At 52.9% G+C, this 6,472-nt stretch carries 4 protein-coding genes and 1 pseudogene; 1 reads left to right on the top strand and 4 read right to left on the bottom strand.

What is annotated here, in order from left to right:
- Window positions 1–469: 469 nt before the first annotated feature.
- The 4 genes from CXX84_RS18945 to CXX84_RS03615 all read right to left on the bottom strand — a co-directional run bounded on the left by CXX84_RS18945 (window position 470) and on the right by CXX84_RS03615 (window position 5,480).
- Window positions 470–1,186 (bottom strand): glycosyltransferase family 2 protein, encoded by a 717-nt coding sequence (locus tag CXX84_RS18945; protein ID WP_146031818.1) that lies wholly within the window; start codon window positions 1,184–1,186, stop codon window positions 470–472.
- 70 nt (window positions 1,187–1,256) lie between these two features.
- Complete coding sequence (locus CXX84_RS03625) at window positions 1,257–2,498, bottom strand: lipopolysaccharide biosynthesis protein (protein ID WP_146031817.1); 1,242 nt, start codon at window positions 2,496–2,498, stop codon at window positions 1,257–1,259.
- Window positions 2,499–2,543: 45 nt separating this feature from the next.
- Entirely contained in the window at window positions 2,544–3,845 is a 1,302-nt protein-coding gene (locus CXX84_RS03620; RefSeq protein ID WP_102975308.1) for an O-antigen ligase family protein, read from the bottom strand.
- A 129-nt stretch (window positions 3,846–3,974) separates the two neighbouring features.
- Window positions 3,975–5,480: a polysaccharide biosynthesis tyrosine autokinase gene (locus tag CXX84_RS03615; RefSeq protein WP_102975307.1), complete on the bottom strand. Its 1,506-nt coding sequence runs from the start codon at window positions 5,478–5,480 to the stop codon at window positions 3,975–3,977.
- 260 nt (window positions 5,481–5,740) lie between these two features.
- Between CXX84_RS03615 and CXX84_RS19525 the strand changes: the two are divergent.
- A pseudogene (locus tag CXX84_RS19525) lies at window positions 5,741–6,065 on the top strand (NAD-dependent epimerase/dehydratase family protein); the annotation flags it as partial.
- Between the last annotated feature and the right edge of the window lie 407 nt (window positions 6,066–6,472).

The raw sequence follows: 6,472 nt of genomic DNA, 5'->3' as shown, positions 1-6,472 counted from the left end.
CGGCTGGGAAAACTCACACCCATCGAATATGAAACAATCAACCGGGCCGCGCTCAAAGCGGCCTAAGACCCCGAGTCAACAAAAGCCGGGGCAGTCCCTATCGATAACATCCGGGCGGAACTCGGTCCCATAAGCCGTGGGCATGGTCAACATCCTCCCACTAGCACAGGCTCGCTAGGTCATGGAGTCATCAGCTAAACCGGGTTAGTCCCATCAATAGCTCTCGCGGCCAGTACCTGGGCGAGGTGTCTATCAACGGATGCCTAAATTCCGTCCCAAATCCCTCATCTGGGCGGCTCGACCGGCTCCTACGGATACTAATTACGCCGTGGGTCGATACAGAGTTTCCAGCATCCCGCAGCCACAGGGGTTGCTTTTACTACCCTCTAGGGCTTGAGTAGTTGTTGGGCAGTGGTCTTGTGCTCAGTGCAAGTATGCAGGCAGAAAAGCAGGAGAACCATTTAGAGCGTCACTGCCAGGGTTGGGGACGCGACGCCTTGGCCCGCCGTATTTTTGAACGTTGGAGTGCGCTTAGCATGAACTTCAGCTGATGCCCATGTCGCAAGGGACTGCGAACATCTTGAACAAGCGAAGCGATTATCCCGCGCATGATGAGAAATGGAACTCCCGGTACTGCCACATTTAGCCAGCATGAAGTGAGATATCCCTTTGGATTCCGTCCGGTAGTTGGTCTTTCTTCTAAATGCCAGATCCGTATGGACTCATTTCGAATCGGCCTATTAGATTTACGAAAGGCGCGCAATGCAAAATCGTTGTCCTCGCCATAGGCGAATACGCCGGAGCCTACTCCCAAAGCTTCATTGAAACCGCCGGCGCGCTTAACCAGCGACCAGCGTGCGAAAAGTGCGACGGAGCTAGACCGGAATGCTGCATCTTCGACTTTAAGGGGAACTCCAATTGAATCCGTGATTGGTTGCTCGCCGTAACTACCGACCAACATATCCGTATTGGTCTCTTTGAAGACCGTAGCCACGCGGCGCGCCAGGCCTTTAGGATATCGGCAGTCATCGTCCGGAAAACTTACTATATCGGAATCGGCAATCTTCAGCTCATGGAGGATCCGCAGACCTATATTTCTCACGGCAGAAATCCCGCCAAGGGGAACTCGATGTACAGCAACGACCGAATTGTGTCGGGCGTAAGATTCGGACTGAACGTCGTCCACGCCTCTTAGGACAAGGACCACTCTGATTTCTTGGTCGGAAACAGACTCCAAGAAAAGATCTAAGTCCCCTTCAGCTAGTTCGCTGGCGCTGGCCGTTGCTATGCAATACAACACTTTCTTCATCTCCCTGTTGGTACGAAAGCTTTTGAATAGCCCTTTCCACATATAGCAAAAGGGCGCCAGCCGCAACAACGGCCGCTGTAGAGACGCCCACGGCCGCGCCTAATGTTCCCGAATACTGGAAGCCGAGAACAACGAACAAGGCAGTTACGACACCGCCGAAAATAGTTATCCCAAGACGCCATTCGGATTTTCCTAGCGCATATGTGACATCACCTGCAGCATACTGGACTCCTCTAAGCGGAATGAGGATGGCCAGCACCGCTCCTACAAGAACGGAGTCCTTGTACTCGCTGAGGACAGAGGTTGAGGCTATGACCAAGGCGAGAACCACCGCCACTGCCGAAACCAAGCCCAACCAGAAGCTTTTGCGAATGGTTGAATACATGAGCGTGCGGATCTCAACGTAGCGCTTTGAGTCTGCTAGTCGAAAGTATTGTGGATAAGAAACCAAAGCAATAGCTCGTACTGGAATGACGCCATAGGCCGCAAAACGGGACGCCACTCCGTAAGGGCCAGCAGTTGTGGGTCCACCTGCGTAGCCGATTACCAATTTGTCCACCGTGTCAGTTGCACTAGAAGCAACTCCCACCAAGCCGAATCCCAAGCCTCGCCGCAACCACTCGAACGTGACCCTGAAGCCATATAAGAAATTGTGGGACCGCGCGACAAACGCTGTGACGCCGATACCGCCCAGGCCAAGGAAAAGCAGTACAGTTCCCCACGTTTCCAGCGTTCCTTCCCACACTAACAAAGCAGCGACCGTGCCCAAAAGCTTTAGAATAGGAACTGCCACCGATGCGACGAAGTAATGCGATAGGGCGCCGGACGTCAAGAACACCATAACTAGAGCCGACCAAAGTGGATAAATTACCATCTCAATCAGTATCACAAACGCAAAGGCCAGCATTTGTCCGCGAAAAATTGCGCCAGCCCCAAGAATGACCGCGACTGCAGATGGCAGGCCGAAAATAACTGCGATGGGCAAGACAACAGACGAAGCAGCAGAAACGCCGCGCTGAAGTACCAAGGGTTGGACCCAATACGAGTACCCTGCCGTCGCCAGGGGGACGAGGGTCATGGCTATTGCGGCGAACAAGACATAGGAACCGTAGTCCTCTGGGCCAAGCAGTGACGCCATCAAAAGAAACGTGATTCCTGAGACTGCGGCTTTTAAAACCTCGGTCATCACAGAAACATTTCTAGGAGTTATTGCTGCAGACAGGCGCAAATTGAACTACTTTCGATCAATAAAACGTTGTATCGGAGCGCCATCTACAGCTCTTGGCCATGCCGCAACTCTATCTATTACCAGAGGCTGGAAGAGCAGTACAAGACTCAGGATCGCAACGCTTGTAATGGTCCAGTTTGAGCCAGCAAATATCGGGGACTCTGCGAGGCATAAAACGAAACAAGCAGCCAGCGGAATTGCGAGGAAACGATTTTGAGCTCGGAAACTCTTTAGAAGCGATGCGACCGTAAGTAGCAGGAAACATAAGGCCGCCGCAGCACCACCCGCCACGAGTAGCGTGAGCCAAGCGTTGTGAGCATGAGCAAATCCTTCAGCGGATACCAAGCGCGCGGTCCGCTCGTACAGGCCATTTACGCCAATGCCAAATGGCAAAATTTCATTGAGGTTGGAAAAAATGTAGTCATAAACTTGTTGTCTTGACTCTACGCTGGCCTCACGACGACTTAACATCTCAGCCACGGCATCCTGTACGACGTTGGCTAGTAAGAGCCCGAGCAACCCGAAGATGCAGAGACTGGTCTTCAACCAGTCGAATGCGCTTCTTGTCCTAGTCCAAACAACATCTATAAACCCACAGGCTAGAGCAGCAAAAAGTGCGCTTCGCTGATCCGTTAGCACAACAACGGCTACGCAGAGGCCGTAGGCGAGGTACCTGTTTCTGCTTTCGAGTAAAACCAGGCTCAGTGCGGCGCCTAGTGCGGCCAGCGATCCAAGGGCATTCGGATGGCCGAACGGACCAGTTAGTCGCCCGACTTGAAGCCAACTGTTCATAAGGGAACTGTAATTTGTCGTGACTAGTTCCGGGACCGTGGCGTAAAGAGCGAGAGAGCCAGTACAAGTGGCCAAGATAACCCACAGGGCTCCTTTTACAAACTGCCGCGTCGTTTCGACGCACCCAAGTAAGATGGCGACAAAGAAGAATGCAAAGTATGTAGGAAGGTCTCTATGGATACCGGCAGGGGATGCCGAGGACAATGCAGAACCCAGGACCATAGAAATTACGATGACGGAAAGCCCGACTCGAAGTGTTGTCGCATTCCCTGTTCCTAATCCCGCGGCAATCTTTCTTGCGACGACATACATAGAGGCGCCTCCGGCTGCCAAGCATGCAAACATACCTGTACCCGCACCCAGATTGTATTGTCGCGCAATCATCACGGCTAATGGACCCAGATACAAAAGAAAAAACGCGGCCAGCATGCCGGGGCTGTTCAGAAATACCCTCTTATGCCCCAGGAGAGGAATGAAGAGGGCCAACGAACTAACCACGTAAATGAGAATCGGCAACTTTTTGTGTCCTCTCGCTCAACTACTAGACATGCATAACCCTCGTCCCAAATGGGCGCCCAAACTTGAGCCGCGAAGTTCGGCCGGCCGGAGGCCGAACTTCTTGACTAGCTCTTCGAAGGGGAAATTTTAGGTGGGATTCTGGCTATCGCGAGGGAATGTGTGCGCGCGTGCACTGACATCTGAATAAATTGTTGTTTCGAAATCATCGAATTCGCGCTCATTTCGAACGCTAGCCGCACTTCTTTGCGTAGTCTTTCGGCGGGACTTGCCTGCAAGTCCCGATTCATTGTGCCCGTAGTAGGTGTACGAGTACGCGTCCGGACCCTTGCTGGGAAGACGGTTCAACACGACACCTAGGATATTCGCATTGACCATTTCGAGTGCACTGAGTGATTTTTGCAGATCCTGCTGGCGGAGCTTTTGTGATCCTACAACGAGAACGACGCCACCTACATGCTGGGATAACACGGCGGCATCCGTAACTGGGAGGAGCGGCGGCGCATCGACAATAACGATGTCAAACGCTTGCTCTAAACGTCCTAAGAGCAGTTTCATTTCCTCTGACCCAAGTAATTCGCTGGGATTAGGAGGTATTTGTCCAGAAGTAAGTACATAGAGACTGTCATCGCCCCACGACTGAAGCAAGTCGTCTACGTCGGCCACTCCGATCAGCGCAGTCGTGAGACCAGCGCTTCGATCTAGGCCCAGGTACTCGTTGATCATCGGACGTCGCAAGTCTGCATCTACTAGACATACTGTCTGACCTGTCTGAGCCAAAGCGATGCCTAAATTTGCGGCGGTCGTGCTTTTGCCTTCACCTGGAAGTGAGGAAGTTACAAGGACGGTCCTGGCCTTGTCTGAAACATTCGCAAATTTTAGATTTGTGCGAAGCTGACGAAAGGATTCCGCACGAGGACTATGGGGAAGGACTTGCGTCAGAAGTGGAGATTTTGTGGCGTCCTGGTCAAAGGAAATTCCCCCCAGCAGGGGTGCATCCGTAACTTCCCTTAGATCCAACTCCCCGCGAATACGTGTATCAAGTGTCGACCTGAAAACCGAAGCGGTGACGCCCAGCCCAAGTCCGAGAATAAGTCCAAGAGCAAGATTAATTTTGGTATTAGGAGAGGACGGGACAGTGGGAGCTGTAGCTGGCTTCGTCACTGACATGTTGACCGGTGAAGGCCCGCCCGTTCGAGGCTTCTCCAATTCATCGATGACCCGCACGAAACTATCGGCCACACCACGGGCAACGGCTGCTGCTTGGACAGGGGATTCGTCATTTACCGAGATGTTAATTAGCACCGTATCGAGCTGAGAGCTTGCGGTAACCCTCTGGGACAACTCTTCTGCAGATTCGTTAAGTCCAAGAGTATCGATTGCCGGCTGCAGGACTGCTGGTGAGGTTACAGTTTGCACGTAGGACTGCACCCTGGCCTGACTGAAAGTATTACCCTGCTGTAGTTCTTGAACCGAACCGGAGCTCTGTATAGCTACAAAAAGTTGAGTTTCCGCAGAGTAGGTGGGCTTCGTCATCGCGGATATGGTTCCGCCGACCAGTAAGCCGACCAAGGTAGTACCTAGTACGAGTATCCAGTTGCGTCGCAGGATGCCAATGTAGTCGCGAAGTTGCAAACCGGTTCCCCCTGTGTCAATGGCCGGAGGCCGCCATAGGGCGCCTGCAGAACGGCTAATTCGTCGGTCTCGCTAATTGTACCCGCACTCCAGTGGTGAGGATCGGCATCCCGCAGAGGCTCGGTAGCCTTAGACCTGGTTCGGGGTCTAACTTTGTACCGTGGACAGCCCATCGAGCTAGGGTCAGTAGTGGCTTACTTACATTCTGTTCGATGGGGTATCAGCGCATCGTCACGTGCCGTTACCGACGCGACTGGTTCGATGCTGTAGTGCATTTTGCGGGCCTTAAGGCAGTGGAATAATCAGTTGAACGGCCTCTGCAGTATTACAGGAATAACGTGGTTGTACTGGTTGTACCTTCAAGCTCGTTGAGGGCATGGACAAAGCTGGTGTCAGAAGACTGGTTTTTAGTTCATCGGCAACCGTTTATGGCACCAATGACAACGTCCCGCTCATTGAAAAGTCCGTCCTGGACGCGATCAACCCATACGGCCGAACCAAAGAGCAATTAGAGGACATTTTTTCTGATCTAAGTGGCGCGCTGATCCACGGTGGGGAGTAGCTCTCTTAAGGTACTTCAACCCAGCCCGTCCAACGGAAAAGACCACGCGTAATCTTTGGCGTGACTTGATCCCCCTCCCCGGCTATGCAACAGGACAAGGAAGTACCCTTACTTCCTTGTAGTTCCGGCACATTCGCGCTTAGGGCACCACTCCAGAGAGGGCATCAAGTGGTGTTTCTGGCTTTGACTCTGCTTGTCAATACGTTGACCAGCGGGTAGCGTCCAAAGGGATCTGACATGGGGGATCATTGCTCACCGACGGAGGTCTGTTGTGGCTTTATCCGAATTTGTGCTGGCGCTCTGCATGCTGATGGCCACCCTGCTGATTCCTTTCGCTGTTCTGTACCAGATGCTTCGGCTCAAGCGCCGTGCCATCCGGGTCACTTCTCCCGCCCCATCCCGAGGTAACCGCCGTTAGTTATGCCGTACG

Source organism: Arthrobacter sp. AFG7.2 (assembly GCF_002892835.1).
Taxonomy (GTDB): Bacteria; Actinomycetota; Actinomycetes; order Actinomycetales; family Micrococcaceae; genus Arthrobacter.
Note: the sequence above shows the minus strand (reverse complement) of the source record. Positions and strands in the feature narration are given on the sequence as shown.